Here is a 25,737-nt window from a genome sequence, read left to right as displayed (position 1 = left end):
ACCGTGCCCGGCGGTTCGCATGCGGCCTTCGGTTTATTGCGTCGTCGGACTGATTGGCGGGTGCGTTCGGGCGGTGCCCGAGGCAGCGCCGATTTACCAGGGCGATTTGAATACTTCCCGGCCCGAGCGTTCGCTATACGGGCTGCTGTACACCGTGGCGCCGCCTGCGTTGGCAGCATTCACGGCCCCGCCGCGTTGTGCTGCGCCACCTGCCACGCCGCCGTTATCGGCTGCGCCGCCACCCGCCGCCGCGCCCCGCGCGGGACGCCGGATCGCGCCGCCAGCCGACGCGCCGCCGCCAGCGACACTGGGGCCGCCCATCGCCTGTGTGTTGGGTTTGGCGACGCGCATGCGCTCGCTGTTGAGCAGCGCATCGCGTTGCGAATCGGGCGTCGTGCCGCCGGGGTCATAGCCGCCGAGCGACGTCGTCGGACCGCCGAGCAGACGCTGTGCGTCCTCCTGCGTGCGCTGCGAGGCCGTTTTGCGGGCCGGCGCGCCGTTGGCATTGGCATTGGCGTTGCCGTTGCCCTTGGGCGCGGCGGCATTCTGTCCTTTGCCTTGCGCCGGGTTGTCCTGGGCATGCGCGTGCGGCATCAGCACGAGTGCCGACGCCAGCGCGGCGGCGAGCAGCAGCACGCGCGAGCGCAGTCCGACGCGCAACGGATGCACGCGCGCCGGGCATTGCCGCGAGCGAAGATGAGCAGCCATTGTCGTCGTCCTCCTGCAAACGTCATGAAGCCATGACGCCATGGTGATACGGACACTCTGCTTCGATCCGCCAAAACTCCGCACGGCGCGGACAGCGGCCGTCCATCAGCACGCAAGGACCAGATAATCGATCAGGACAAGGCGCGCCATGCGGATACAAGGGCCGAAGTACCGGACGGACGGCGAGGCGCGTTCATCGACGGAGAAGACTATGGATAACACGATCAGCTCCACGATTGAACGGGCCGCGGACGGTCGGGGCGCCGACGGTCGGGCCGCGAGCACGAACGACCCGCATGCCGCGCCGCACACTCCGCCCTCAACGCCGGGCCGCGTGATCGACCTGAGCCTGGCGGGCAAGGGCAACTACGTCGCATCGCGCGGTTTTCTGACCGAGCTGATCTGGTTCTTCATCGAAGCGTGTGTGATCAACAACAAGCTGTTGCCCGTGTCGTCGGTGCGCGTGGCGCTGCTGCGGATGTTCGGCGCGAAGATCGGCGCGAACTGCCGCTTCGTGCATCCCGTGCGCGTGAAGGCGCCGTGGAATCTCACGGTCGGCGACAACTGCTGGTTCGGCATCGACGTGTGGCTCTACAACCAGGCGCCGATTCACATCGGCTCGAACGTCTGCATTTCGCAAGGAAGCTTTCTGAGCGCGGGCTCGCATGAGATGCGAACTAACATGGATTTGCGCGTCGCGCCGATCGTCATCGAGGACGGCGCGTGGATTTCGTCGAAGTGCGTCGTGCAAATGGGCGTGACGATCGGCCGCTCGGCTGTCGTGACCCCGCTCTCCGTCGTGCACCGCTCGCTCGACGCGGAAGGCGTGTATGGCGGCAATCCGTGCCGCTTTATTCGCAAGCGCTTCGATACTGATGTGGGAAGGCCCGCATAACGGTCATCGGATGCATGGTTCTGTCTGCCGGAAGCGCGAAGTTGGCGGATGAACTGCCTTACGCAGAGCCATCATCCTACGTAAGCACTGGCTGGCGCGGGAATACAGTATGCGTGCGCAGGCGGCCCGCTCGTGCAAACCCACAGGGCGTTGACGCACGACGAGCCTGGCTCGCGCGCGCGGCGGGGGCCAGAACGGACGATGCTGGACGCGGCCGTACAAAGGTACGAACAGAACACAAGCTGGGAGCAGGGGATGTTTATCGATACCCGCAGTGTCGAGCAGGGCGTCGCTGTGTCGACGACGGTATGCATCATCGGGGCAGGCGTCGCGGGTATCACGCTCGCGATGGAACTTGAACGCGCGGGCATCGACTGCTGCGTGCTCGAAAGCGGCGGCTACAAGGCCGACGACGAAACGCGCGACCTCTATCGCGGCGAGAACGTCGGCATTCCGTATGCCTTTGCGGACGGGTGCCGCAGCCGCTATCTGGGCGGCAGCAGCAATTGCTGGGGCGGCTGGTGCCGTCCGCTCGATCCGTGGGACTTCGACAAGAAGGATTGGGTCGCGCACAGCGGCTGGCCGTTCGGTCTCGAAGAGCTCGCGCCGTACTATCTGCGTACCCATGCGCTGCTCAAGCTCGGCCCGCACAATTTCGATCCCGCGTGGTGGGAGCAGCAGATCAACCGGCACGATGTGCGCCGCTATCCGATGATGTCGGGCAACGTGCGCGACACCGTTTCGCAGTTCAGCCCGCCTGTGCGCTTCGGCAAGGTGTATCGCGAGGTATTGCGGCGCTCGGACCGCGTGCGGGTGTTTCTGCATGCGAACGTCGTGAATATCGATTCGGATGCGCAGGCGTCGGAAGTCACGGGCGTCGAGGTCGCGACGCTCACGGGCAAGCGCTTTCGCGTGAACGCCAAGGTGTTCGTGCTCGCGACGGGCGGCATCGAAAACGCGCGGCTGCTGCTCGCGTCGAACAAGGTGCAGGCAGCGGGACTCGGCAACGGACACGATCTGGTGGGCCGCTTCTTCATGGATCATCCGCGCCTGATGACGGGCACGGTGAAGTTCACGAAAGCGTGGTCGCGCAACAAGCTGTACGACATCAAGTATCACTATCAGAACGCCGCTGTCGCCGCGCACGGCACGCATATCTCGTCGCAGTTCGCGCTGACGCACGACGTCATCAAGCGCGAGAAGCTGCTCAATTCGCGCGTCTGGTTCTTCTCGCGTTTCTTCGGCGAAGGCAGTGCGGGATCGGAGGCGTTGATCCGTTGCCGCGAGGCGCTGCATCGCAAGGAACAGCCTGGCCGCCGCGCGCGCGATGACTATTTGACGATGGCCGCGCATCCCGTCGATACCGTCGGCTTCGGTCTCACGCGTCTGCTGCAGTTGCGCGCGCTGATCTCGGACGTGAAGCTGCAGGCGATCGTCGAAGCAGAGCCGAACCGCGATAGCCGCGTCACGCTGTCCGATCGCAAGGACGCGCTGGGCCTGCCGCGCGTGAAAGTCGACTGGCAGCTCACGGAGCTGGTGCGGCGCACGTTCGACCGCACCTTCCAGCTGCTCGCCGACGAACTGAAGATGATGGGCGTCGCCGACGTCGAACTCGACGCGCCGCTCGAAGGCCGCGGTTCATGGCCGTCGAAACTCGAAGGCACGTGGCACCACATGGGCACGACGCGGATGCACGACTCGCCGCGCGAAGGTGTGGTGGACCGCGACTGCAAGATGCACGGCATGAGCAATCTGTATGTCGCCGGGAGTTCGGTGTTTCCGACGGTCGGTGCAAACTTCCCGACGATCACGATCTCGGCGCTCGCCTTGCGGCTGGGCGAGCATCTCGTGCAGCGGCTCGGCAAGCCCGATACGGCTACGATTCTGCCCATCGGCGAGGCGGCCGGGAGCATGCGGTTTGGCGTGTCGAATGCCGAACTGGGCAAGCTGCCGATCGCGGCGCAGTCGCTGGTGCGGGCTGGGGGAAATGAGGCGATGTGAGGGCTTCGTTACCCGCGAAGACACACGCAGCAATAAAACGCGCAGCAACAAAAAATCCCGCGATGCAGATCGCGGGATTTTTTCATTGGCACCTTCGCAACGCGTAGCAACGTGTGCGAAGGCGCAAGCAGACTCAATTCACCGAAGGCTCTCTCTGCGCCGGCACCTTCCTCGGCATCGCACCAGGCGTATTCTGCGGCGACTGCTGATCGGCAGCGCGAGGCGCAACAGCAGGCTGCGGTTGCAGCAGCGCAGTCAACGAATCGACCATGCTCTCGATGCCGAAGCGCGCGTCAAACGTCCTGCGCGCCTGCTCGCGCATGTTCCCCTTCGCGGCGGCATCGAGCGAATGCCAGTTCAGCAGATTGCGCTGCGTGCCGTTGATCGTGTCGCTCGATACGAAGCCCGCGTGGTCGTTCTCCACTTCGCGCCACACGCCCACCTTGTCCGACAGCAGCACGGGCAGACCGCACGCCAACGCTTCCGCGACGGCCACGCCGAAGTTCTCCTGATGCGACGGCAGTGCGAACACATCGCTCGCATAGAAGGCGCCCCATTTCAGATCGCCCTGCAGCATGCCCGGCCACGTGATTCGTTCCTCAATCCCGCAGGAGCGCGCGAGCGCCTGTAACGGCCGCTGCCAGCCTGTCGCGTCGGGACCCGCAATCACGAGATGTGCCTCGGGGTCACGCTGCGCGTGATCGGCGAACGCGTGAATCAGCAGATCGCAGCCCTTCTTTTCGTGGATGCGCCCGAGAAACAGCACGATCCGCTTGCCGCGCAGAGCCGGATAAGTGCTCAGGAACGCTTCGCGCAGCGCCTGTGCATGCGGCGGCGGCGGGTTGGTGCCGAACGGCACGACGCGTTCGTTCGCGCGATACAGCCAGAACGACCGCCGCGCGAGCAGCCGCTCTTCTTCCGTCGTGAAGATCACAGCGGCCGCGTCGCGCAGCACGCGATATTCAGCCCACGGCCAGTACGCCCACTTCTTCAGATGCTTGAGCGGGTACGTGCGCTTGAAATACGGGTCGAGCATGCCGTGCGTGTACACGTAGTACGGCACCTTCGACGCGCGCAGTGCGCGCCAGGCGCCGAAGCCATGGTATTGCCACAACCCATGCACGATGACGGCATCAAAGCGCTGCGCCTCGCGGCTGAGCCACGGCACGAAATCGGGCGTGAAGCCGTAGTAGTTGCGCCCCGGACCGAGCGCATGCACGGGCAACGGGAAGTCGCGTACATACGGCGCATCGGCGGCATCGAGCGTCGCGACCTCGACCTCGTGACCCAGCGACGCCATCGCGAGGCCACTCTGTCGCACACCTTCAGTCGGTCCGCCTGCCCGCGGGTCGACTGTCGAAAGCAGATGAAGAATTTTCATTGGCGAATAACACGGCGTAGTGCGAAAAGGACCGGCGCAGCCGGGCGATGAAACGAGGCGATCCGCGTGATGCACGACATGCGCGCAGCGCACGTCACGCGGACGCCGGCATGCCTCGTTGACGCAGATCGCGCGTGCGGTCTGCGTCGTACGGTTCTGACCCTGTTGCGTCTTTCAGCGCGCCTCGCGCGGCAGCCGACGCGAACGGCGCGGGGCGGGGCGGCTGGACGGGCGGCTGCGTCGGCGGTTTCTGCGCGACGGCGGTCGCGCGCGCCGATGGCGGCGGTGTCACCGGCTCGACTTTCAGGCGCGCCTTCGCGTCCAGCTGTCGATGCAAACGGCAATACGTCGCGACCGTCAAACCGAGCGCGACGCCGAATACGAGTCCCGAGAAACGCGGGCCGAGTGGATTGCCGCCGATCGACGTGGCAGGCAGCGCGGCGAGCAGCAGGATCGAGCGGCCGAACACGGGCAAAAGTGGCGCACCAGGACTTTTCGCGCGCCATCGTCGATAAGCGAGCGTGCAGTGAGCGAGCGTCACCAGTACAGCGAGCGGCAGCGCGAGGCCGAACAGCAGGCCGCCCGCGAACAGCTGATAGATCCAGAAGTTGTGACCCGCCGCCCATTCGCGGATCGCGTAGAAGTCCTTCTCGCTGATCTGTCCCGCGAGATCGGGCAGATATTGCGGCGAATAGCGGTAGTAGTGGCCGTAGCCCTCGCCGAGCAGCAGCGATTGCGTCGACGACGTTACCTGGTCGAACTGGTCCTTGATTTCGGCAAGACGCGTGATGGTCGTCGGGTCTTTGCCGGTCTGCGTATTGGCGCCGGCCGTGAAGCGCTGCATCCAGTGCTCGCTGACGGACGGCATGCTCAGGATGGCGAGCGCGCCCATCGCGCCGAGCACGATACTCACGATAAACGTGCGTATGGCCGAGCGCAGCAGGTAGCGCAGCGACGGCGCGCTCATCCACGCGGCCATCATGAACAGCAGCACCGTGCCGACCAGCAGACTGCGCGTCACGCTCAGCAGCTCGACGAGCACCGTGCCGAGAAACACCGCGAGCATGAACGGCGACAGGCGCCGCGCAAGCACGAATTCGTGCAGCAGCACGCCCTGCAGGCCGAGCAGCGTCACCGAGACGATACGAAAGCGCACGTCGGCGATGCCGCCCAGTCCGCCGCCCGTCGCAATACCGAACACGAACGTGAAGACCAGACAGATGAGGTTCGCCCAGAAGAGGGCCTTTTCCATCTGCCCGATGCGGTTTTCAGCCCACGGATGGCACGCCACCGCGTAGCCGAGCAGAAACAGCAGAAACGGCAATACGACGCGCAGATAGTTGCCGAAATCGTTGTCTTGCACGAATTGCGAGATCAGGCTGCCGGGCACGCTCAGCACGAGGCAAAGCGTAACGAACCGGCGCAACGGAGACGCTTCGCGAAAACGCGGCGCGATGAAAATCAGCGCGAGCGCAGCAGCGAAAGTCGGCGCGACGAGCAGGATCTGCGCGGCGTGGCCCGAATCCGCGTCCGGTGCCTTGTAGTCGAGCGCGAGTGGGCACAAGCACATCCAGATCCACAACGTAGCGTACTTGTTGCGCATCGACGATTCTCCCTCTCCCGGTGCGATATGTTCATCGTGGCAGGGCGGCGCGCGCCACTGTTCAGTCTGAATATAAATGGAGCGTCTGGCATGAAGTCCGGCACAGGCGTAATACGCCTGGGTTCTGGCGGGGTCAAACGATGCGCCAAAAGCCTGTGGTCAGACGGTTCGGTGCACGTGGCCAGGCTGTCCGATAAGGGCAGCAACTTGGCGTACGAGTGCGCGGCCGAGCAAGCAACATGGTTGGAATACCGTGCGAAAAGTGCCAGTTGACGCATGCGTGGTTTCATCGAACGCGCCAGGCAGTCAGCGCACGAAAGGCAGTGGCTCTCCGCGTGGCGGCTCACAATCAAGACCAGCAAACGACGTCGAAGGGGAACAGGCATGAAGCTATTCGGCAGCGCGCAATCGATGGTGCGAGGCAGGTCGGTCGAACTCGATTTCGTGCGCGGCATCGCGATCATCGCGGTGATGGGCTACCACTTTCATGTGAATCAGACGGGCAGCGCGCTGATCTCGATCATCGAGTATCCGCTGAAGAACTTCGGCCGCGAGGGCGTGAACCTGTTCTTCACGCTGAGCGGCTTTCTCGTCGGCGGGCTGCTGCTGCGGCAATACGCGGAGAAGGGCCACGTCGACGCGCGCCGCTTCATCGTGCGGCGGATGTTCAAGATCTGGCCCGCGTACTACGTGCTGATCCTGTTTCATTCGATCGTCGGCCGCCATCCGCTGGACACGTTCCTCTGGCAGAACCTGACACACTTGCAGAACTACTTCGGCACGTCGATCTCGCAGACATGGAGCCTTGCCGTTGAAGAGCACTTCTATCTGTTTCTGCCCGCGTTGCTGCTGCTGTTCGCGCGCTGGAAGATGCGTGCCGGCTCGATCATCAGCGTGCTGGGCGGGATCTGCGTGATCGTGCTGATCGCGCGTTGCCTGGAAGTCGCGGGCGGCAATTTGCAGGCCGCGTTCTTCTATACGCAGTACCGGATCGACAGTTTGCTGTACGGCGTGATTCTCGCCGCGATCTACTGGATGAAGCCCGATGTCTATCAAGGCCTCGCGAAGCGTACTGGCTGGCTGCTTGCCGTCGTGGCCGTACTGGTGGCATGGCTCGTGCTAGCGACGAAGCATGAGCCGTTGGACGAAAGTATCGGCTATACGATTCAGGCAATCGGCTTTTGCGCGTTCATCGTGCTGATGCTCGAGCACTCGGGCAGGGTGCGCGACTCGCGCATGTACCGCGCGGTTGCGTGGCTCGGCGTGTACTCGTACGGCATTTACCTGTGGCATTCGCTCGCGCTCGCGCCCGGCGACATCGTGATCCGCAAGGCGACGGCACTTGGCTTGCCGCCCGCCGCGATCTGGTTCGTCGCGCTGGCCGCGCAGGCTGCCGTCGCCATCATCGCGGGCTACGTGATGACGCGCGCCGTCGAGTATCCGTTCCTGCGGCTGCGCAATGCGCTGTTCCCGGCTAAACGCAACGCGTCGGTGCGCGAGGAAATGCCCGTCGGCGGGCAGCTGTCCTGATTCCGGCCCATTCATTGCTGCAGTTACTGCACGCGTCGCGTGCGCGCAGGCGGGCGAAGCATCCGGCTCGCAAGGGGAGGATTTGCGTGAGCTCAACAGGAACGCTGACATGGCTTGACCGCATCGGTAGCCGCTGCGTGGAGCGGACCCGCGCGAGCGCGCCGGGGACGCCTGCTGCGCACGTCTCGTCGGTCACCACGGCAACGAGTGCGTCCGTCACGAAGGCTGCGGCGCATGATGAAGCTCGCGTCGCCGCGCTCGACGCCGGCCGCGCGCTCGCCATCGTCGGCGTGATTCTTGTGCATCTGGCGCTCTTCATGCCCGCGCTGCCCGCGTGGCTGCAAGCTGTTTCGGATATGGGGCAATACGGCGTGCAACTGTTCTTCGTCATCAGCGCCGTGACGATCATGCTGACACTCGAAGAAGAAACGAAGCGCTTCGGCGACGACCGGTCGCTGATCGCGCGGCGCTTCTACGTCAAGCGCTTCTTTCGCATCGCGCCGCTGTACTACGTTGCGATTGCGGTGTATTCGCTCGGCAATCATCTGGCGGGACGCTTCGATACGCAGGTCACGGCGGCGCATGGCGTTAGCGACGTCGTCGCGAATCTCGTCTTTATCCACGCATGGGTGCCGAGCGCCGTTAATACGGTGGTGCCGGGTGGCTGGTCGATTGGCGTGGAGATGTGCTTCTATCTGTTTGCGCCGCTCATCTTCATCGCGACGCGCACGCGGCGCGGCTTGTGGCATACGTCGCTGGCACTGCTGGTGACCAGCGCGGTGGTGCTGACGGCGGGCGCCTGCGCCGACGACGTCTGCACCGTCGAGAACAATTCGTTCCTCTACTACTGGCCGCCGACGCAACTGCCATGCTTTGTCATCGGCTTCGTGCTCGCGCGCTACGGCAAGCGCCTTCTGTTACGCGACGGCGTGAAGCTGTCGATGTTCGGCATCGCGTGCACGCTCGCTGCCTGTGCGGTGCTCCTCGCGCTGCTGTACGCGACGGGTTCGGGGCTTGGCCTCGCACACTGGCTCGCGCCGACGGTCGCCGCGTGCGCAGCGGCCGCGCTGTTGCTGCTGCTCGCGCAACTTCCGCGCCGTTATCCGGGCGCACGGATCGTTGCCGCGTTTGGGCAGAACAGCTATGGGTTGTACATCTGGAGCTTCGTCGTGATCCTGGTCGTGCGCGTTGCGTTGAAGACGCCGCTCGATGCACTCGATCACCGCGTGCCCGTGCTCGGTTTCGCAATTGCCGCGGTGTTCGCGTGTTGTGCGAGTTATGTGGCCGCGCGGATCAGCGCGACGCGCATTGAGCGGCCTTGCGCGCAATGGGCGCGTCAGGTGCTGCTGCCGCGCGTCGCGCGCGTGGAACGGATCGAGCGGGTGAGCAGCGAAACGCCGGACTGAGCAGTGCCGCCCGCATGTTGACGCAGGGGATCACCGCTGAAATACGCGCGCCATATCAGACGCGCGTTTCGACAGCGGCCGTGATCGCCTGGCGAAACGTTTCCTTGAATTGACCTAACGTGTTGCGCGCGAGCAGATGATCGAGCGGACGTTGGTGCTTCTCGCCGCGTTGCCATTGCGCGGCGACTTCGCCGAGCGCGTGCGTGATCGATGCCGCCGACAGGTCGTCGAGGCACGGCCCGAGTTGCCCGCCGCGACAGAACCAGCCGATCAGCCCACCGCTCGTTGCGACAACGGGCTTGTCGAAGCGATAGGCCTGCACGAGCACGCCGCTCATTCCGTAGTGGGCCTTGTAGCCGAGCCAGACCACGTCGCATGCGGAGAACAGGTCGCGCTCCATCTCGTTCGAAACGAACTGGTCGAGGATCACGGGCGCGGGCTTCAGGATCGGAATGAACGCGCGCATGAAGCCGCGCACTTCCTGGTCCTGTTCGCCGGCGAGCAGGAGCGTCGGTGCGTTCTCCTTCATGCCCGCGAGCGCTTCCGCGAGTTCGCAGATGCCCTTGCGTTCGCTGATCGAACCGTAGACGAGCAGATAGCGGCCAGCGGGATCGAGGCCGAGACGCTCACGCGCGACGAGGGGGTCTTCGGCCTTCGCATCGGGGAACGGATCGGCGACGTATTCGACGGACGCGCCGTGTTTCGGCTTCGCGCGGCCGACCCATTCGGGCAATGTCGGATCGATCGACAGCAGCGTGCGCAGCCCTTTCGTATGGACCGCGCGGCGAAACAGCAATGACTTCAGCATATTGACGAGCGGCCGTCCCGGCGTGCGCACACCGACCTTGCGATGATGGAACGTTGTGCGCATCGTGACCGCGATCCACGGCGTCCTGCCGAACGGCGAGCCGAGCAGCGGTAGCACGTGAAAGAAGTAATCGACATACGGTACGACGACGAGACGCACGCGTTCCGCGCGCTTGACGGAGTCGTAGGCGTGCTTGAAATACGCGTGAAACCGCGCGTAGCTGATGCGCTTCAGGCCGCGGCTGTGACGCTGGCTTTCCGTGTCGACGAAGGCGATCTGCAGGTCCTCGCGCCGCGCCGACATGATCTCGCGCGCGAGGCGATGGTCTTCGTTCGAGTTCTCGGTCACGACCAGAACGGGATAGCCGGCTTCGAGGCAGGCCTGTGCGATCCACTCGACATAGCGCCACCGATGCCCGGTGAAATTGGGCTCGATGATGACGACATAGCTGAGTCTCGCAACATCGGCGATGGGGGCTTCAACAGACACGAGATGGGTTGCACGTTCCATGGCGATCTTAGGGAGCAGCCTTGGGTCACCTTAGCATTACGTCTTCGGCACGAACCGACAATTTCGCCATTTGTTTGGCGACAATGAACAGCCAGAGGGGGCGGGTTGCCGAATCTGACTGACAGATGGCGTCCGTGTGCGGGTATGGCGGGTTACCTTGAGGGACGGTGTGCGTGAGCTGGCGGACAGGCTGTGTCTGCGGCGCGCATGGGTATGCGCAACGGGTTGAGGTGGTGCGGGGTGGAGGGCTAGCTCGGGTCGACGGCTTTGCATGGGACCCGAGTTAGCGCTAAAGCGCTAACTCGGGTCGACACAGGAGAAAAACAATGCGGACGATGAGGCTACCGGCGGTTTCGTTCAGGGCAGGCCTGGGTTCGAGCGCAGCGACATGGGTTCTGTTGCAGCAGGTGTTGATGCGCGGGCTCGTTGCCGTCAAGTTTCTCGCGATCGGCCGCATTCTCGGGCCGGAAGCGATCGGCAGCGTGAGTGTCGCGCTGCTCGCAGTCGCGATTGCGGAAGCCATGTCGGATACGGGCCTGTCGCAGGCAGTGATCCAGGGGCAGGCCGCGCCGACACGCGATGAACTTGGCTCCGTCTGGACTACCCTAGCGACGCGCGGCCTGATCATCGGCGTGGCGCTCGTCGCGATCGCGCCGCTGATGAACAGCCAGTTTCATCTCGGCGGCGCGCTGCTGCTGTTGCAGCTCGCCGCGCTGTTGCCGCTGTTGCGCGGCATCGCGTCGCCTGCGTATTACGTCGTGCAGCGCGAGCGGCGCTTCCAGCATGTCGCGCTGATCGAAATATCGGCGGCTTTTGTCGACTGCTGTTGCGGGCTGGCGCTCGCGCTGGCGGGCGCGGGTGCGTACTCGGTGCTGCTCGGGATGATCGTCGGCGAGTCGCTGAAGACGACGCTCACGTGGATCACGATGAAACCGCGTCCGCCTATCCGCCTGCGCTGGTCGGGTATCGGCCACTACATTGGTTTTAGCCGCTGGATCTGGGCGGGCAGCGTGGTCAATCTGATCCTCAACCAGTTCGACAAGGTAGTGGTCGGCAAGCTGCTCGGGCCCGCGCAACTCGGCGCGTATCAGATGTCGTCGAGGCTCGCGCAGATGCTGCTCGCCGATGCCGCGATCGCGATGTCGCAGTACCTGTTTCCGACCTTCGCCGCGCGCCACCGCGCCGATCCGCATGCCGCCGTACAGCTTTTCAGGCGCTATATCGGCGTGATCGCGCTGGGGCTGGTCGTCGTCGTGCTCGTGCTGCGGCTCGCGGCGCACTGGCTCTTCGCGCTGATACTCGGCCCGGCCTGGGTGCCCGCCGTGCCGCTCTTCAAGATTTTCGTGATCAACATGGCGATCGGCGCGCTGATCGCGGTGCTGGTGTCGTATCTGCGGGCTGTCGGCGATGCGAAGGCGACGACGCAAGCGTCGGTGATCCAGGTGTTCGTGCTTCTCGCCTGCGTGCCGCCGGCGACGCATTACTGGGGCGTCACGGGTATCGCATGGGCGATGACGGTCGGCCTGAGTTCGGCGGCCGCGTGGATGACGTATCGCACCGCGAGGGTGATGTGATGCGGATACTTCATCTCGTGCTGGAGCCGCGTCTGTCGGGCGCGGAAGTGCTGGCGAAGGATCTCGCGATACATCAGCAGCGCGACGGCAGCGTGGTCGGCGTGACGGCGCTGATGCCCGAGCGGCCCGACTTCGAGCCGTTCACGCGCGAGCTGGCGAGTCACGGCGTCGAGTGCGTGTTCCCCGCGAAGCGCGCGAGCCTGCCAGGCAAGCTGATGCATCTGGCGGGCGTGCTGCGGCGCTTTCGGCCGGACGTCGTGTTTGCGCACGCGACGATCCCCGCGTTCTATGCGCGCGCGCTGCCGAGCAAGGTGCCCGTGATTTTCGTGATGCATTCCGCCGTCAACGATTTCGAGCGCGAGCTGTTTCGCAACGTCGAGCGCGTGCTGTCGTCGCGGGCGAGGGCGGTGATCGGCGTGTCGCCCGCGAACGTGCGGGACTACACCGACTGCGTCGGCTCGCATCCTCTGTTGACGATGATCCCGAACGGCGTCGACATGTCGCGCTTTGCATTCGACGACCGGCCGCGCACGGGCGATACGCCGCCGCAGATCGTGCAGATCGGCCGGTACACGTCGGTGAAGAACCAGCTGCAGACGGTGCATGCGTTTCGCGAGGTCGCGGCGCAGGTGACGGATGTGCGGCTGCAGTTGTACGGCGTGGTCGAGGACCCGGCCTATCTGGCCGCGATCCAGGATCTGGTGAAGAAGCTCGGGCTCGAAAGCCGGGTGAGCGTGGATGGTCCGCATACGGACGTGAGCGGCGTGCTGCGCGCGTCGACCGTGTTCGCGATGCCGTCGCGTTCGGAAGGGCACAGCATAGCGTTTCTGGAGGCGCTGGCGTCAGGGATACCCGTCGTCGCGAGCACGATCACGCCGTTCCAGTTCGCGGAGACGCAGCCCTGCGTGCAACTCGTCGATACCGACGATACGGCCGCCTATGCCGCCGCACTGCTGGGCGCGCTGGCGCAGCCCAAGGTGCCGAGGTCGCTGGCGGGCTTGACGTTGCAGGATACAGCGCAGCGCTATCTGGCCGTGGCGCAGCAGGTGATCGGCGCGCGGGCTTAGATTTCTTGCTCGGGACGGGATGAAAAGGGTGCCGCTGGGCTGTGTTCGCGAAATGCCTCGATCAAGGCTTCAGCGACGCGCGAACGATCTCGGCCAGCTTCCTTCCGAGGGTCGGCGAATTCAGCTGCTGATACTTCGAATAGGCTGCGGTGCTCGCCGCGCGCATCATTTCGGGCGACATCGTCCACACGCGCCGCAGCGTACCCGCGAGCGCATCGACACCGCCTTCGCGCGGATAGAAGAACCCCGTGCTGCCTTCTTCGACATAGCCCGGCTCGGGGCCCATATGCCGCTGTAGCTGGTCGTGAACGAGCGGCGGCAGGCTCAACCCGAACATGTGGACCACGCTCAGACCCGCTGCCCCCGGATAGCAGCCGATGCGGCAAAGCCGGCTGATCGCCGCGATGCGGCTTTCGTCGAACACCGGTCCGTACCAGATGACATAGTCGCGGTCGCCGTATACGCGCTTGAGTTGCGCGCCGTGCTTGCCGCCGCCGACCAGATGCAGCGTGATCTGATGATCCTCGCTGCGCAGACGGCCGACGGCTTCGATCAGCGCGCCGACGTTCGAGTCGTCGCGCAGCCGCCCAAGGAACAGGATGCCCGTTTCCTTGCCCGACTTTTCGGCGGGATCGACGGTGTGTTCGACGGTCAGCGAGTTATCGGCCACGATCAGTTTCCCGGAAGGACAACCGACGCTTTCCAGTGAACGCTTGGACGCGTCGGTGTAGCAGATGTATTGCGTCGATAGCGCGACGGCGATCCGGTAGCACAGCGTGCGGATCACGCCGACGTCGTCTTCGTGCCGGTACAGGCCCTGACCATGGATCAGGACGGGAATGCGCATCGCGCGGCCAGCCATCAGCGCGAGCCAGAGCGACAGATAGCGGATGTCCGCGAATATCAGCACGGCAGCGGGGCGCTCGCGCACGATTCTTCCGACGACTTCCCACTGCATGTTGATGCCCGGCGAAAAGACGTGGCTGATCTGCGTTTCGACGAACTCCTCGCATGCGGGCTTCTCCCGCGAAAAACCGTTCGATTCGATCCCTGCCGAACTGGCAAAAAGCTTGACGGAAAATAGCCGGTTCAGCGACTCGACGACTTCCATCCGGTAATGGGCGATCAACGGCTGCACGTAGAACACGGTCTGCTTCATGTCGGCCGTCGTGCTCTTGCCCAGCGACGCAGTACTCCAATCGGTAAGCAGTTTATCGGTCACCGGATCAACCCATTTTCAGGTGAGTGAAGCGCTGTTGATTAGGGGCCATCGAATTATGCTACAGATAAATTGGCTACGCGGATTCATTGGCTGAAATCGGCTGCTCAGAAGCCCCTATTGTCCGGGAAATGCTATTTTTCTAATATTGAAGGGAATGGCTCGGCGTCCCGTCCCGCCCGGCGACGCGCGGCGCTGCGGTGGACCGAGCACGGTCGGATAAGGGTTTCGAGCTGTCCGGTGCGGCAACCATTCAAAGGCTAATGCCTTCGTATAGTGGCACGATTTTTTATTCATTGCGCCGATTAACCAGAAGTGTCCTTGGAAATGAATTGATTAAGTATTTTTTTGATCTATTGGATTTAGCAGTAACTTTTTCTCAGACTCAGGTCGTTAGATCGTCTTAGACGTTAGTCCGTGTTCCATAACTTGATTCGTCTTGCAGGCCGGCGGATGGGCGACGGCATAGCAAAGCGCATTAGGCGCTCCATCTGATCCTGCAGCGGCATCGGCGGCTGCCCAATTAGAACGTTATGACATACCATTCCTAGACGCGTGGGATTGCGCAGTCCATCGGATATAGAAACTTCGCGATATAAGCCGTCTCGCCCGCAGTTTGAGAGACGGCCTGGCCGTTCGACCAGGTGGTCCCGTCATGTGACGCGGATTCGCGATATGGCACCCAGTCTCGTCCTTTAAAGAAAGTCTGGAAGAGCGGGTGCCGTAAGCAGTCGGTTGTGTCACAAAAAAAATGGCAGAGGGAATATCCTCTGCCATTTTCGAATCGTTGCTACGCATCAGCAAATCGTGGCAATCCCCGGTTGGAGCCGGGGCTGCCGAAGCACCTCAAAACGTATTGCCCTGCCGGGGAAGCGATGGCCACGGCAAAGCCGCTCCGGGCGCTATATGATCTCCGCGCAATAACTCGCCATTACTGCACGGAAGAACTCGCCTGATTACGGCGTCACCGAGCAACCGGTCACGCAGGTGTTGTTCGAGTACTGTGCCGATTTAATGCCCCAATTCTTGCCGATGATGGTACGGCTCGGGATGTTGGCGCCACGGAAACCCTGTGCATTGCTCTTGCCCGACACCGTGTTGTTACGCACGATGTTGGTGGAGTAGTCAGCGCTTGCCGCAACACCACCCGTGAGCATCACCGACGATGTCATGTCGGGTGCGCCATAGCCGTAGACAGCGGTGATCGTGTTGTACTCGATCACGTTGTGGCCGGTAGCCTGGCTGGTGTTGTCATTCTCGATGCCCACCGCGCAGTCGGTCACCGTGTTGTGGCCGATGTAGCCATTGGTGTGAGCAACGAACACCGGACCATAGTAGCCGCAGCTTGCAAACGTGTTGTAGATGATCTGGTCGCCGGTGCCGCCATTGGTCGTACCGTACGTCTGGAACATCGACTGGCCGAAGAACTGCTTGAAGCTGTTGCCTGCCAGGAAGAAGTTGCTTACCGGACCGGTTGTTTCAACCGGAATATCCCAATGGCGGTTGTCGTTGTTGTAGTACTGCGGGGCCGCGGTGTTTGCGCCCACGAAATTGCACTCAACAATACTGTCATTCGTATAGGCGTTCTTGTAGTCGCCGATGACGAACATCTGCATGTTGTAGCCCGTGGTCCGCTTGAGGATGGTGCCCTGGCACTGGATGTGGCGGTTGCTCACGCGCACATTGAGCGTGCCATTGATCACACACGTACCGGCAGGAACCAGCACGTCGCCCGCATTGATCGCCTTCTGGAACGCAGCCGTGTCATCCGTTACGCCATTGCACTTCGCGCCATAGGTGATCGGGCTGACCGGGTTGACCAGCGCCGGCGGCGTGTATTTGGCAGGCGTCGCCGGGGTCGAGGTCGAGCCCGACTTGATATAGCACGCCTTCACGTAACCGACGGCGGGGTCGGCCATCGCGCTATTGTCACACGGCACACTGCGGGTGTACGAGCCGTTCACTGCGTACATTGCCGAGGGCGCGTTCGGCGGCCACGAACCGTAGAGCACGCTCTGCGTGCCGGAGAAACTACAGGTGCCGTGCTCGTCGGCACACTTCGTCCATGTGACGCCGTTGACGGTAACCGAAGCCGGATTGCCCGCTGCATGCGCTGCGGAAAAGAAGGTCAGTGAAAACAGAATAAATAAGAAGTACTTAATGTGTCTCATTGATTTGGTCAATATGTGAATATGAAATCGGCAAGCAGCTCGCTAGATGAGCTGGTCGGTGACAATCAACCACATTCGACGCGATTAGTAGTGCTTAATGTGGCGCGTTAGATGCTCCGCGCAGCAATGTGCTGTTTAGCGACGAAAGCCTTTGGATTGCACTACCAGAATCAGAGGGAGATCGTGAAGCTCTCCCAATGGGTTCGAGCTGCTACACGTATCGGGCGACCTTCACCGCGCGTCGACGGCTCGTCTCACGAGCCTCTGGCGAAAAGCTGCCTATGAGCTGGCTACGCCGGTGACTGGCCGTTCGCGTTGACGTCGGTGGACGGCGCGCTTGTCGGGGAAGCCTTGGACTGAGTGTCCGCGGAAGGGGGCGCAACCGATGGATTATCGCCGCCGCAGGCGGAAAGCATGAGCGAGCCGGCAATGAGCGCCGCACCGGTCAACATCGCGCGACGTGTAAGGACTGGGTGGCTGGAGGGAGGAGTGTTGGTATTTCTCTTGAGGAAAGGATTCATTGGCCTAGCCCTTGCGGGCGCGTTTGTACGAACAAACGTTCGTGGGTCAAAAGGCGGTCGACCGTCAACGCGACGATCGAGGGCGAAGCTCGCGTTAAGCGAGCGAGCGAGAGCCGTGTGGACGCGATATCCACTTCTCACCGGATGACCGCCGGAGGCGGACGTATGGGGGAAGAGGGAAAAGCGCTACCGACGCAGATATCAAGACTCAACGTCGTCAATCTGTAACGGCCCATCACAAGGATGGACTCTCACGGTGGTTGGTTCTGTCGGCAAATTTGGAAAATGCCGTCGGGTGACGCCGATTTGTCGAGAAGGATTTTCCTACTCCAACGAAACCTTTCAAAGTGATTCGCTCGCCGAATCGTAACTGCTTGTAACTAGGGAGCAATTAGCGAAAGGCTCAGTCGCCAAGCCCAGTGATCTCGCAACCTTGGGCGTTCACCTGCGTTCGCGGCGCTGTTTACCCGGAGTGGGTTTTCCCTTATCGGAAAATATTTTGTAACGATTTAAATGTTAAGAAGAATGCCAATTTATCTGACTAATGGCGCTCAATTAAAGTGCCACAAGCCAGTGCGCGAACGATAAATTTCGGCGAGGGTTAGATGTGCGGGTTGGTCTGGCGCGGCGAACGAAATCTGGTGAAATCGTTGCGTCCCTTTGTAGTCGACGCGGAGGGAACCATACGCCGCATAGCGATTACACGTGTGCATGGATTTTTCTATTGCCTCGCATCTTGCCGCGAGCCTGTCATATTTCGTGTGAATTCCCGGTACTTGCGTAACGCGCGCCGGCTGTTGATGATGGGGCCGCGAACGTACCTTCTCGCGCAGTGTGCTTCACCTCGAACGGCAGTCGTTGCACAATCATTCCGATACGTCCCCACCATGAAGCGACGGTCCGCAGTGTCCATACGTTTGTCACGTTGCCGCGCGCCCAGAACTGTTTGTATCGCTCCGCGCCTGATCCGAAGTCGACATCGTACTGACGGTCAAATGCCCACTTCACCACATATTCGAAAGCAAGTAGTCCGGGAGAGCTCTTCGCATATGCCTCGTTAAAACTGCCGATCACCGTGCTCACGCGGTTATTGCTGACGCAAAAGACCAGCGACACGATCGGAACACCGTCGAGTGCAATCATGAGCAGATGCGCGCGCGACGAAGGCGACTGCGACGATATCCACTCTACGAGGAAGTTGCGGTAGTGAACCGAATTCAGCCAGGGCCCGCGCTTGCCGACACGATCACTCCAGTGGCGCTTCCATTCGAACATGAGATCGACGGCATACGCCACTGCTGACTTGTCGCACGGATCGATGAACTTACATTCGAGGTGCCCTTTCTTAGACAGACGGCGCGCAATGGAACTGGGCTTTCGTCCGTGCGGTGGCCCTAGTGAATCGCTGAACGATGCCCAATCACGACCTGCGCATTCCTCACTGAGCTTAGCTACGTAAGAGTCGCTGCGTCTCTGGATAACCAGCGGGCGGGCCTTCGAGGCTATGCGGTAGAGGTGCGTGCGCTCGTGCAGAAACGGAAGGTGTAGAAAGTCGGCGCCGCACTCTCGCATTGCAACGCGCCAGGCGCCATCGACACACTCGGCACTCCGTTCCCAAGGATCGACAAGCAAATCTGAATAGTCGGCAGCTTCCGGACACAGTGGACACAAACAGGTCCATAGAAATCGCTTATGAGCGACCAGCGGCCAGACCAATAGGAGCTTGCCTTTGTCACGCAATACGATGCATCGCAAGGAACGCCCTTTGGGTCGAGCGACTTGTTGCCATGCAATCCAGCAAAAATCGAAGGACTGATAGTGAAAGCCATTCGCACGTTTCAAAAGATCGTCCCATTCCTCTTTCAATGCACGTAGCTTCTGTTCATCAGTGACGATTTCGTACTGCAATTCGGAGTCCCTCATCTGTGCCTCTAGTGAGCCAGATTGATTTGCTTTTACCTAACTTATGACGATACATATACGCTAATAGTTACACGTGCCGAAACTGGAGGGAACCCGAATTTGGCGTGCGCAGTGCGTTCGCGCACATTTGAAGGATTGCTGAAGGGAATGTAACTGGTCGCATGAATCCACGATGTGGCATAAATAGCCTGACTAAATAAATATGCGGCCCAATTGCGACGCAACAATGAGTCAAGGTGGCGATTCAACGCGAGCAAAAACTTGCGAAGAAATAGTTTAGATAACTGCTCATTAAGGGGGCGCAGGACGGCACCCACGCGGGATGCGATGCGCGCGAAAATCGCTTTGCGTGCGCACGGGACCATGGAATGTGGCGCTTGAGCGAGGTTGAGTGTATCTGTGCAGACGCCGGACCGAAGCTAACACTCGGGGAAGAGCAGGTTGTCACGTTAGCCGACGGATGCCACCCGGTGATCAACGAATGGACAATGAGCAGCCACGAGAGCTCGATCGCAATTGTTAGAGCGCCGATTTCTGTAGTCATAGTGGTTGCGGGAAACCGCTGCCGCGTAAGACTATGCGTGCAGCAAGAGTCGACCGACCAGCAAGTCGGGGATGATCGACGGCGCTCACCGTCGTCTGCGCCATCGGAAAAACGACCCTCAATCACCCCGCAACGTGCTCGTCAGAGCGCAGAGCCGTTCGAAGCCATTTCTCAAATTGGAAAAAGTACCGTCAGAGCGGCTTGCGAGCGACGAAAATCATGCCGGCCAACTTTCTCACAACAAGCTGTTGTGCAAACGCGGGCAAATAAGTGGCAGCTTTTTTCCGCTCTCCAAGTCGCAGTTTCAGCCAATAATCTTCGATGTGCACAACGTCACAGAAGTATTTATCGTAAGTCGCGTCAATCTCTCGGCGTGGTCTGTAGTAAGTCCACTTATCAAGCCATTCACAAAACTCCTGGCTCCATCCAATCACATTTTTGTCCTGCTTGTGATAGCCGAGACCGAAGGCCCTGCACGCCGCTGCATAGTAGATTCTTGTGCGGCTGCCTTTCGGAAACCAATGAAGAAAAGGGACTCCGCAGTGTCCCTCACGCCATACTCCCTTATCGGGAAAGAGACTGATAACCTTGCCGCCTGGCTTTAGAACCCGCCGTACTTCAGCCAGGACATTGTCGAGGTTATCAACATGCTCCATAACCTGATTGTTTATGACAAAGTCAAACGAAGCGGATTCAAATGGGATGGCTCCGCCTTCCATTTTTACAATGATGCCATCGGTCGATGTAAGGTCAGTTAATGAAGAGTAAGCTGCGCCTTCGTAAAATACATCGCACCCGAATGCTTCGACACCTTGCAGTCGCAAGTCTTTGACAATTCGCCCGGCACCACAACCATAATCGAGAACGCGGACATTATTTCCGCGTCGTTGATCGAGAATCCACTGAACACAGAACTCATAGTTGTTCATTTTCTTACCCCATCCGAACTGAAACTACGATTGGACTCGCTGCCAGCAACCGTGACTCAAAGATAGGCTGCGCTGATGCGTCCGAGCGACGTACACGTGTCTATCCCCGGGTACTTTACGCGAGAAGGTAAAAGGAAATGCTTCTTGTCGTCGCAATTTCTCCAACTTATGTTCGTTACCTCACGTAAAGGATGCACGACTTACTATGACAACTAGAATATCGTCTTGAACATTGGCACAAGGAATCTATTCCCGTATTCGCTCATGTGATGCATGTCTGAATAGAGCGGTCTGCCGCGGTACGAGCCAAGACACTTTCCATTAGGACAGAGGTAGGGGGTTGGATCGAGCAGCTGCACACCGCACTGGTCGCGGGCTTCACGCATCAGATCGAGCACACGATCGTTGCGCTTGTAGTATTCGGCGACATCCAGGGTCACGTCCGGGGCGGCCGGGTTTGCAATCTTTTCACGTGCAAGGGCGGTGGGAAGGTTCACATCGAATTCGGGAACGGGTTGGACAAGATAGACTGGTCTAACTTTCGCAAGGTCGCACATCGTCTGGAGAAAGTGCTTTTTGTACTGATCCATCGAGAACGCAGTGACTTTGCCGTTGGGATGACCGGGATCCACGAAAGACAGTTTGTTCCTGCTATTACCCGACGTATATTCAGACCAGTGATTCACAATAACAACGGGCGGCATCTTCGGAGAAGTCTTCTCAAGCAAACCAAGGTACTTCTGGTTGGCTTCCAGACAGGCGCCGTCGTCACGGCGCACGCCTTCAATGGTTGGACACCCCTGGACCGCGATCAGAATGACATCGCCGCGCTTGCCGTTGGGCACCGCTGCGTTGACTGCTTCGGCGAGCGCTTCCGCGTGGCTGTCACCGATGACTACGGCACGGCTTTTCACTTGCGTTTTGTACACGTCGCATGGGTCCAGCAGCATGTGGCAGACGCTACGATCCGGATTGGTGTCATATGTCTCGCGGTCGGCGACGTAGACCGAATGATCGAAGCGGTCGGGCATGCCCTGTCGGTAGTAGACCACTCCGCCACCGACAAATGTCGCCAGTGCAAATGCAAGCGTCACGCGAAGTGGAACAAAGCGCATCGATAGATTGCGGACTGAAGTCGTCCCATGCGTACGCATTTCGACGAACTTCCATGAGAGATAGCCGAGCATCATCGAGGCGACGATGCCGCTCGCCACCCATATTGGATTTGCAGACCTGTCGTAGTAGCTAATCCAGACAACTATCGGCCAATGCCACAGATACACCGAATACGATATCTTGCCGATGAATTGTGCGAGCCGGGAACCGGTCACGCTGGAATCGTCCCGCGCAGCCGCGACGATCAGCGCGGTGCCCAGAACAGGTACTACCGCCAACCATCCGGGCCAGCTCATACGCGCGTTGAAGGTCACTGTCGCAAAGGCGATGAGCAAAAGACCAGTCCGCTCCAGAGCAACGCGGGCGCGTGCGGATACGTGTATCGGGTACAAGTAGACCAGAGCACCCGCGAGCATTTCCCATGCACGCGTGGGCAACAGGTAAAAGGCCGCGGTGGGCCACCTCGTTGGTGCAGAAAGATAGACGCAGATGGCGAAGGAGATAACCGTTCCAGCGATGATCCACCTACGTACACGCAAGACTGACAGCCATTTTGTCAACAGGACGAGCACGAGTGGATACAGCATGTAAAACTGCCATTCCACTGACAGCGACCAGGTGTGCAACAACCACTTATCGAGCGAGCGAACGTCGAAATAGCCAGCTTCGCGCCAGAACGCGATATTGGAAAAGAATCCGATACTCGCTGCCGTTTCTTTACCAAGGGCACGAAACTCTGAGGGCAGGAGAATGATCCATCCAAAGACGAGCAATGCGAAACAAAGTATCGCAAGTGCGGGGATGATTCGACGTGCACGGTACTTGTAGAACGTCAGCGTCGAAAAAGATCCTTTGTTGATGCCCCTGAAAATGATGTCGGTCATCAGGAAGCCGGATATGACGAAAAACACGTCAACGCCAACAAAGCCGCCAGCGAAGTGAGGCACCGAGAAGTGATAAAACACAACGATCAATACGGCGATGGCACGGACACCGTTAATATCGCTTCTAAACTTCATATAAACCTCCCGGAATCGCTCCGTTCAAGCGATTATGGCGTGGCCCTTTTCGCCTTTCTTTATCGCGGGCGTGACGATTCTCAGCTCTGCTGCGGTGGATACGGTCGATGTCGCAACTGGATGCCATCAAGAGAATTGACGGGCTGAGATGCAGGCTTCCGGGTCTTGGAATCGATGCGCCTGGGCGAGTGCAAAAGCAGCGGCAGCAGCCCAACGTATAGGATCGGATCCGCATATGAAAGCTTGACTGACATCAATACCGCCAGGAACAGCAGATGGCTTAGATCTTTCCTTATCCTTATGAAGAAGAGAAGGGGAATAAGGAAGCCAATCATTCCAAAGCGAACCACGAAATATTGCATTAATCCTGCGTCATTGAGTGAAGCGACCTGAAATGCTCCATCGGTCCTTGTCAAGCGGTAAAGCGAATCCTCCAAAGCGAACGGACCGTAACCAAGCAGCCAGTCCCAGCCGCTGCGGCCGTAATATATATAATCGACCAAGGCTAGGCGTAGCTCTGACGATTCATTCATTTTGGTCGTAAAGCTATTGAGATACGCTTCGAGGAATGACGGCACGGTCGCCAGTGCAACGACGAACAGGACGGCGATGACGACCCGCGTCGACTTCATCCTGTTTGCCGTGAACGCAACGAGCAGTATTGCGCACTGAATAGTTGCAGCGGTCGACTGTGTAATAAGCATCGCGATGATGGAAAGAATCACCGGCAGGAAGTGAGGCTCGCGGTTCTGGGCCCGGCTCAAGAGGACATAGCCGATCGTCATCACAGCCACCACTGCGCTGAACGTTGAGGGTTCTACAAACAGACCGGTAGGCCGAAAGGCAAACACCGGATTGAGGTTCTCATAGTTGTGGTATCTCGACATCTCGCCCGTAACGGGTTCAACAAGGTCGATATATGTTTTACTGACAATAAGAACCACCGTCTGTAACAGCAGGATCAGATCATTCAAAACAATCAACGTGGCGAGTGCCGATATAGCTTTCTCGGCTTCTGTTCTAATAATTGTGTAAAAGCACGCTACATAAAGCGTAACCAGGCCGAGAAAAATATAGTTGTTAAGACCGGACTTTACCAATGGCGGCGCGCAGTTGGGCGGAGTAAAGGCGATGAAGTACAGGAAGAAGGCAGTGATGGTTACCATCGTGGCAACTATCGTCAAGACCGTGTTGCGCTCGAGCAGTCCCCTGCGAAGGTCCGGGCACGATACGCAGTACAGGCACAAGATAACAACACCGACCATCTGCATGTAGGCACCGTCACTGACCAGAGACGATAAGGCAAACCCGAAAAATAGAACGATGAAGCGGAGATGACGTGTCATGTGCGTTCCCGGGAACCTGTCAGCACGAATAAAACGGCGAGCATTCTTGTGTGTCCATGTGCTCAAATGCGCTGGGGTTCGCCGGCTGTCGCCTGCGCCAGCCTGGCATAGGTAGTAATCGCCCGCGCGCGGTGCAGGGTCGTGCGCAAGGCGGCATAAACGGGCATCGTCCGCTCGATTTCGAAGCGCCGCACGAGGCGGCCCCCAAATCCACCAAGAAACTTGAGAATGCCGGGTGTTGAAACACCATCAAAATCGAAAATGAGGCCCCGCTCTCCCGCGATACGCATCGCTGACCACAGCATGAGACTGACCGCGCCGCTGTGAGCGTCGGGACGCCGGGCGGTAAGGAAGTAGTACGCGGCCCGGGTATCCCACAGCATTGCGCTACCGGCAACGAGTGCGCCTTTGGCATCGAAAGCGCCGATCAGCGTACCCGCTTCACGCTTCATCACTTCATGGAGCAAGCGGTCCATCGTCGCCGCTCCGTAGACATTTTCGAGCTTGCGTGCCGCGAGATTGGCGTTGTAGAAATCCAGAAATTCCTTCGCAGAATCAATCGATCTGACAGTGAGACACTCTTGCGCTCTGCGGACTGCGGTACGAGTGGTGCCTTTCAATGCCGAAAATGCCGTCGCCTCGTCCGTCCAGCCATCTGCAATAAGCGTAAATGCGACCTTTACGCTGAAACCCTCAAGGCGAAATGCCAGCGCTTCTGCCTCGGAAACGCGTGGATCCATTAGCTGATGAAACAGTGCGCATCTGGGAAGTTGCGTTATGAGGTCGCGTGCGATGCCCAGACGCTGACTCCATTCCCGCTCGCTCGCAACGCTTTGATGTGGCCTGATGACCGGTCCGAGAGTGCGCGTCAGTGGAGGCAATGTGGAGATTTGCCACAGCGCCTTCTTCGACAACATGTAGGGCATCTCGCCGATAACAGTATTGCCGTGCTTCACTTCGGCGACTTTCCAGGCGCCATTAGTAGCCGCTTCGAGCCACCAAGGTTCGTGAAAGATCGAACGTTCGGACAGTCCGGACGCAAGCTCGCCTTTGGCGTGCGTACGTTTGCTATCCGTTGTCTCGCCGCTCGAATCTGCGCAACCGGCATGCGCGCGACGCGACAGTTTGCTCTCGTTGTCCATCTTTTCGTCCCCCGAACCACGAAAGAGATGCTGCGAGGCCTTGTACCTCGGGGCACAAGTGTCTGACGTCGCGATTTTTTGATCTGTTGGCTAGGCCACCTATCTGCCGCAGTTGTATGGACCGCAGACATGGGTGACCGGTGTGGGGAGATTCGGGCAACACTTCGGAGAGCCGTTTCTCAGGTCGCTTACGCCGTGGAGCCCAAGCGACACGACCGGGCCAGTGCTCGACGCGCACGGCGCCGGCCCACCGAGCTTGTTCATCCGCGACAGACATTCCCCCGCCACGGACCACCGCTTTGGAGGAGCAGCAGCGCGGCGGCC

The 25,737-nt window shown here is 60.2% G+C and carries 17 protein-coding genes; 6 read left to right on the top strand and 11 right to left on the bottom strand.

Translation table 11 applies throughout. The features are described from left to right. Positions 1-93: 93 nt before the first annotated feature. Positions 94-708 (bottom strand): hypothetical protein, encoded by a 615-nt coding sequence (locus H1204_RS14245; protein ID WP_180728815.1) that lies wholly within the window; start codon positions 706-708, stop codon positions 94-96. Positions 709-919: 211 nt separating this feature from the next. Here H1204_RS14245 and H1204_RS14240 point away from each other — a divergent pair, with 211 nt between their 5' ends. Further along, entirely contained in the window at positions 920-1,603 is a 684-nt protein-coding gene (locus H1204_RS14240) for a DapH/DapD/GlmU-related protein (RefSeq protein ID WP_180728814.1), read from the top strand. A gap of 255 nt (positions 1,604-1,858) precedes the next feature. Then, positions 1,859-3,604 (top strand): GMC family oxidoreductase, encoded by a 1,746-nt coding sequence (locus H1204_RS14235; RefSeq protein WP_180728813.1) that lies wholly within the window; start codon positions 1,859-1,861, stop codon positions 3,602-3,604. A 133-nt stretch (positions 3,605-3,737) separates the two neighbouring features. On the opposite strand, the gene H1204_RS14230 is transcribed toward H1204_RS14235, so the two are convergent. After that, complete coding sequence (locus H1204_RS14230; protein ID WP_207795247.1) at positions 3,738-4,985, bottom strand: glycosyltransferase; 1,248 nt, start codon at positions 4,983-4,985, stop codon at positions 3,738-3,740. 94 nt (positions 4,986-5,079) lie between these two features. Then, positions 5,080-6,588 (bottom strand): hypothetical protein, encoded by a 1,509-nt coding sequence (locus tag H1204_RS14225; RefSeq protein WP_180728812.1) that lies wholly within the window; start codon positions 6,586-6,588, stop codon positions 5,080-5,082. 384 nt (positions 6,589-6,972) lie between these two features. On the opposite strand from H1204_RS14225, the gene H1204_RS14220 reads away from it, so the two are divergent. Both H1204_RS14220 and H1204_RS14215 read left to right on the top strand, forming a co-directional pair. Next, positions 6,973-8,118, top strand: a complete 1,146-nt coding sequence (locus H1204_RS14220) for an acyltransferase (protein WP_180728811.1) — start codon at positions 6,973-6,975, stop codon at positions 8,116-8,118. Positions 8,119-8,204: 86 nt separating this feature from the next. Then, entirely contained in the window at positions 8,205-9,524 is a 1,320-nt protein-coding gene (locus tag H1204_RS14215; protein WP_180728810.1) for an acyltransferase, read from the top strand. A 55-nt stretch (positions 9,525-9,579) separates the two neighbouring features. On the opposite strand, the gene H1204_RS14210 is transcribed toward H1204_RS14215, so the two are convergent. Beyond that, positions 9,580-10,842, bottom strand: coding sequence for a glycosyltransferase (locus tag H1204_RS14210; protein WP_180728809.1), 1,263 nt, complete (start codon positions 10,840-10,842; stop codon positions 9,580-9,582). A 326-nt stretch (positions 10,843-11,168) separates the two neighbouring features. Between H1204_RS14210 and H1204_RS14205 the strand changes: the two genes are divergently transcribed. Continuing rightward, entirely contained in the window at positions 11,169-12,416 is a 1,248-nt protein-coding gene (locus H1204_RS14205) for an oligosaccharide flippase family protein (protein WP_180728808.1), read from the top strand. Continuing rightward, positions 12,416-13,483, top strand: a complete 1,068-nt coding sequence (locus H1204_RS14200) for a glycosyltransferase (protein WP_180728807.1) — start codon at positions 12,416-12,418, stop codon at positions 13,481-13,483. Before H1204_RS14205 ends, H1204_RS14200 begins: the two co-directional genes overlap by 1 nt. 61 nt (positions 13,484-13,544) lie before the next feature. Here the strand turns inward: H1204_RS14200 and H1204_RS14195 are convergent, their stop codons facing one another. The 7 genes from H1204_RS14195 to H1204_RS14165 all read right to left on the bottom strand — a co-directional run bounded on the left by H1204_RS14195 (position 13,545) and on the right by H1204_RS14165 (position 25,413). Beyond that, positions 13,545-14,705: a glycosyltransferase gene (locus tag H1204_RS14195; protein WP_180728806.1), complete on the bottom strand. Its 1,161-nt coding sequence runs from the start codon at positions 14,703-14,705 to the stop codon at positions 13,545-13,547. Between the two features lie 953 nt (positions 14,706-15,658). Beyond that, entirely contained in the window at positions 15,659-16,885 is a 1,227-nt protein-coding gene (locus H1204_RS14190; protein WP_180728805.1) for a hypothetical protein, read from the bottom strand. A gap of 1,259 nt (positions 16,886-18,144) precedes the next feature. Beyond that, positions 18,145-19,317, bottom strand: coding sequence for a GNAT family N-acetyltransferase (locus H1204_RS14185; RefSeq protein ID WP_180728804.1), 1,173 nt, complete (start codon positions 19,315-19,317; stop codon positions 18,145-18,147). Positions 19,318-20,052: 735 nt separating this feature from the next. Then, positions 20,053-20,790, bottom strand: a complete 738-nt coding sequence (locus H1204_RS14180) for a class I SAM-dependent methyltransferase (protein ID WP_180728803.1) — start codon at positions 20,788-20,790, stop codon at positions 20,053-20,055. A 212-nt stretch (positions 20,791-21,002) separates the two neighbouring features. Next, the gene (locus H1204_RS14175) at positions 21,003-22,925 is read right to left on the bottom strand and encodes an acyltransferase family protein (protein ID WP_180728802.1); all 1,923 of its coding nucleotides are present in this window, start codon (positions 22,923-22,925) and stop codon (positions 21,003-21,005) included. Between the two features lie 80 nt (positions 22,926-23,005). Beyond that, positions 23,006-24,271: a hypothetical protein gene (locus H1204_RS14170; RefSeq protein WP_180728801.1), complete on the bottom strand. Its 1,266-nt coding sequence runs from the start codon at positions 24,269-24,271 to the stop codon at positions 23,006-23,008. 62 nt (positions 24,272-24,333) lie between these two features. Next, positions 24,334-25,413: a GNAT family N-acetyltransferase gene (locus tag H1204_RS14165; RefSeq protein WP_180728800.1), complete on the bottom strand. Its 1,080-nt coding sequence runs from the start codon at positions 25,411-25,413 to the stop codon at positions 24,334-24,336. Positions 25,414-25,737 lie beyond the last annotated feature (324 nt).

This window comes from Paraburkholderia sp. PGU19 (genome assembly GCF_013426915.1).
Classification (GTDB): Bacteria; Pseudomonadota; Gammaproteobacteria; order Burkholderiales; family Burkholderiaceae; genus Paraburkholderia.
Note: the sequence above shows the minus strand (reverse complement) of the source record. Positions and strands in the feature narration are given on the sequence as shown.

What these genes read in the sequence shown, in the direction of transcription:
- H1204_RS14205 (WP_180728808.1), top strand. Translation starts at nt 11,169, where the DNA reads ATGCGGACGATGAGGCTACCGGCGGTTTCGTTCAGGGCAGGCCTGGGT.
- H1204_RS14165 (WP_180728800.1), bottom strand. Translation starts at nt 25,413, where the DNA reads ATGGACAACGAGAGCAAACTGTCGCGTCGCGCGCATGCCGGTTGCGCA.
- H1204_RS14180 (WP_180728803.1), bottom strand. Translation starts at nt 20,790, where the DNA reads ATGAACAACTATGAGTTCTGTGTTCAGTGGATTCTCGATCAACGACGC.
- H1204_RS14245 (WP_180728815.1), bottom strand. Translation starts at nt 708, where the DNA reads ATGGCTGCTCATCTTCGCTCGCGGCAATGCCCGGCGCGCGTGCATCCG.
- H1204_RS14240 (WP_180728814.1), top strand. Translation starts at nt 920, where the DNA reads ATGGATAACACGATCAGCTCCACGATTGAACGGGCCGCGGACGGTCGG.
- H1204_RS14220 (WP_180728811.1), top strand. Translation starts at nt 6,973, where the DNA reads ATGAAGCTATTCGGCAGCGCGCAATCGATGGTGCGAGGCAGGTCGGTC.
- H1204_RS14185 (WP_180728804.1), bottom strand. Translation starts at nt 19,317, where the DNA reads ATGAGGGACTCCGAATTGCAGTACGAAATCGTCACTGATGAACAGAAG.
- H1204_RS14230 (WP_207795247.1), bottom strand. Translation starts at nt 4,985, where the DNA reads ATGAAAATTCTTCATCTGCTTTCGACAGTCGACCCGCGGGCAGGCGGA.
- H1204_RS14225 (WP_180728812.1), bottom strand. Translation starts at nt 6,588, where the DNA reads ATGCGCAACAAGTACGCTACGTTGTGGATCTGGATGTGCTTGTGCCCA.
- H1204_RS14200 (WP_180728807.1), top strand. Translation starts at nt 12,416, where the DNA reads ATGCGGATACTTCATCTCGTGCTGGAGCCGCGTCTGTCGGGCGCGGAA.
- H1204_RS14210 (WP_180728809.1), bottom strand. Translation starts at nt 10,842, where the DNA reads ATGGAACGTGCAACCCATCTCGTGTCTGTTGAAGCCCCCATCGCCGAT.
- H1204_RS14175 (WP_180728802.1), bottom strand. Translation starts at nt 22,925, where the DNA reads ATGAAGTTTAGAAGCGATATTAACGGTGTCCGTGCCATCGCCGTATTG.
- H1204_RS14235 (WP_180728813.1), top strand. Translation starts at nt 1,859, where the DNA reads ATGTTTATCGATACCCGCAGTGTCGAGCAGGGCGTCGCTGTGTCGACG.
- H1204_RS14170 (WP_180728801.1), bottom strand. Translation starts at nt 24,271, where the DNA reads ATGACACGTCATCTCCGCTTCATCGTTCTATTTTTCGGGTTTGCCTTA.